This is a genomic window from Pseudoalteromonas sp. TB25 (genome assembly GCF_000497995.1).
Lineage (GTDB): Bacteria > Pseudomonadota > Gammaproteobacteria > Enterobacterales > Alteromonadaceae > Pseudoalteromonas > Pseudoalteromonas distincta.
This window is the reverse complement of sequence record NZ_AUTI01000112.1, coordinates 1-2,078: the sequence shown is the minus strand read 5'-3', so window position 1 is coordinate 2,078 and position 2,078 is coordinate 1. Positions and strand designations below refer to the sequence as shown.

4 protein-coding genes and 1 pseudogene are annotated in these 2,078 nt (G+C 38.7%); all 5 read right to left on the bottom strand.

Going from position 1 to position 2,078, the window contains the following annotated elements; translation table 11 throughout:
- A pseudogene (locus L652_RS0102365) lies at positions 1-241 on the bottom strand (succinyl-diaminopimelate desuccinylase); the annotation flags it as partial.
- The gene (locus L652_RS0102360) at positions 238-585 is read right to left on the bottom strand and encodes an ArsC family reductase (protein WP_024594546.1); all 348 of its coding nucleotides are present in this window, start codon (positions 583-585) and stop codon (positions 238-240) included. The gene L652_RS0102360 and the pseudogene L652_RS0102365, both read right to left, overlap by 4 nt.
- Before the next feature lie 4 nt (positions 586-589).
- Positions 590-1,087 (bottom strand): PTS glucose transporter subunit IIA, encoded by a 498-nt coding sequence (locus L652_RS0102355; RefSeq protein WP_002959694.1) that lies wholly within the window; start codon positions 1,085-1,087, stop codon positions 590-592.
- Between the two features lie 3 nt (positions 1,088-1,090).
- Positions 1,091-1,477, bottom strand: a complete 387-nt coding sequence (locus L652_RS0102350; protein ID WP_002959696.1) for an ACT domain-containing protein — start codon at positions 1,475-1,477, stop codon at positions 1,091-1,093.
- A gap of 227 nt (positions 1,478-1,704) precedes the next feature.
- Positions 1,705-2,078, bottom strand: a 374-nt coding sequence (locus L652_RS01000000123170) for a phosphate acyltransferase (RefSeq protein WP_033013153.1), incomplete at its 5' end; no start/stop codon positions are given.

Below are 2,078 nucleotides of genomic sequence, written 5' to 3'. Positions count from 1 at the left end.
GTTGCCAATTTTTTTCAGGGCCTGTTGGCACAACATCAGTGTGGCCTGCAAAACAAAAGTGCGGTGATTGTGTGCCTTTTCGAGCCCATGTATTTAATGTGTCGGTAAAAAATAATGACTCAATATTAAAACCAACCGCAGCAAGGCGATCGTTCATCATCTGTTGGCAGCCAGCATCCTCGGGCGTTACTGACTCACGTTGTATTAGTGCTTGAGCGAGTGCAATTACATCATCTTTCATGATTTAAATATCTCATCGTATTGGGCTGCTTTAAAACCTAAGTGGTAACTGCCATTGTTAATAAGTACTGGGCGTTTGATCATTGCAGGTTGTTCAACTAACAATGGGATAGCACTTTCTTTAGTCAAACTCTGTTTTTGCTCATCAGTTAGTGCGCGATAAGTTGTGCCACGTTTATTAACAAGCTGTTCCCAATCGAGTTTATCTGCAAAATCACTTACCATTTGCTCATCTACGCCATCTTTGCGGTAATCATGAAACGTAAATTCGATGTTGTTGTCGGCTAAGTATTTTTTTGCTTTTTTTATCGTGTCGCAATTGCTAATACCGTATAGAGTGATCATAAATTTAGTTCTTCTTAATAATAGTTAATAAGGTATCTACATCCGCATTTACATGCGAATGTGAGTAATGAAATGTGCCGAGATTATGGCCGTTAAGTAAGATTAAACTGGCCAGCATAGGCGTTTCTAGTTCGCGTAAATCAAAATAAGCGAGGCGCTGGCCTTTACTTATTTCACTACCATTTAATTGTGCAATATGAGTATGTGTAATTGATTGCGAACCGGTAATAGTTAAGTTGATTAAAACTTTTAAACCATTTTTAGCCTGTAAAATAAACTCAGTACCTGCGTTTTTTACTTGTAATAACGTGCCATCAAACGGGGCTAAAATTTTGTGGCTACTGAGCTTTACAGTAATACCAGGACCGAGAATACCAAACCTAAAAATAGGTTCGGGGTGTTCTTGAAGCGGTATTACTTTACCTGTAAATGGGCTTGTAATAAGGATGGCACTGCGGGGAGTTTTATTGAGTGCTAGATATTCAATTGTTTGTGCTTTCATATGCTATTGGGCCACCACGTTGTAACCATCTTTTTTTAAGGCGTTAAGTGCTAGTGAGGCCGTTTGCTTTTTTACTAAAATATAATCGGTATCGTAGGTTGAGATTGAAAAAATAGAAATTTTAGCGCGTGCTAATACACCCGATATATTAGCCATTATTCCGGTCAGCGAAAAACCAAGTGGGCCAACCACCTCAAGTGCTTGCCAATCAGATTCGGTATCTAAACTCTCTATTTCAAAGCTACTAGGGCAAACAATAGATAGTTCATCCTGGGTTTTAGATATAAAAAATAAAGGAAGCTTGAGTAGCGCCGCAGGTATATCGGCGTCAACATCTAAACTGTGAATAGATAAAACCGTGCTGTGTAATTGTAATGTTTGTTTTGACATTAAACGCCTGCGATACAGCATTATTGATAGCTTTATAGTATAGATTATTGCCTTCAAGTTAAAGGTGTAAGCGTGACTAAAATGAGCATTTGGAAGTGGGTTTTAATAGAGATTAAAAACTTACCCACAATTTCTGTGGATAAGTATGGGGGTTGCAGGGTATAAATAGCCTAACTAGTTAATTATTAAATAAATAATAGCTAGGCTATAAAAAGCACACGTTGTGTTTAATGTGCTATTAGCGCTTCTGCTTGGGCTGCCTGAATTGCAGTTAAGGCGATTGTATACACAATATCATCGACTAATGCACCACGGCTCAAGTCGTTTACGGGTTTGCGCATACCTTGAAGCATAGGGCCGATACTTATTAAGTCGGCACTGCGTTGTACTGCTTTATATGTTGTATTACCTGTATTTAAATCTGGGAATATAAATACAGTCGCTTTACCAGCTACAGGGCTGTTAGGTGCTTTTTTAAGTGCTACATTTTCCATTATAGCGGCATCGTATTGTAGTGGGCCGTCGATAATTAAATCAGGACGTTTTTGTTTTGCTATTTTTGTGGCTTCACGTACTTTTTCAACATCGGCACCCGTACCTG

What these genes read in the sequence shown, in the direction of transcription:
- L652_RS0102360 (WP_024594546.1), bottom strand. Translation starts at nt 585, where the DNA reads ATGATCACTCTATACGGTATTAGCAATTGCGACACGATAAAAAAAGCA.
- L652_RS0102355 (WP_002959694.1), bottom strand. Translation starts at nt 1,087, where the DNA reads ATGAAAGCACAAACAATTGAATATCTAGCACTCAATAAAACTCCCCGC.
- L652_RS0102350 (WP_002959696.1), bottom strand. Translation starts at nt 1,477, where the DNA reads ATGTCAAAACAAACATTACAATTACACAGCACGGTTTTATCTATTCAC.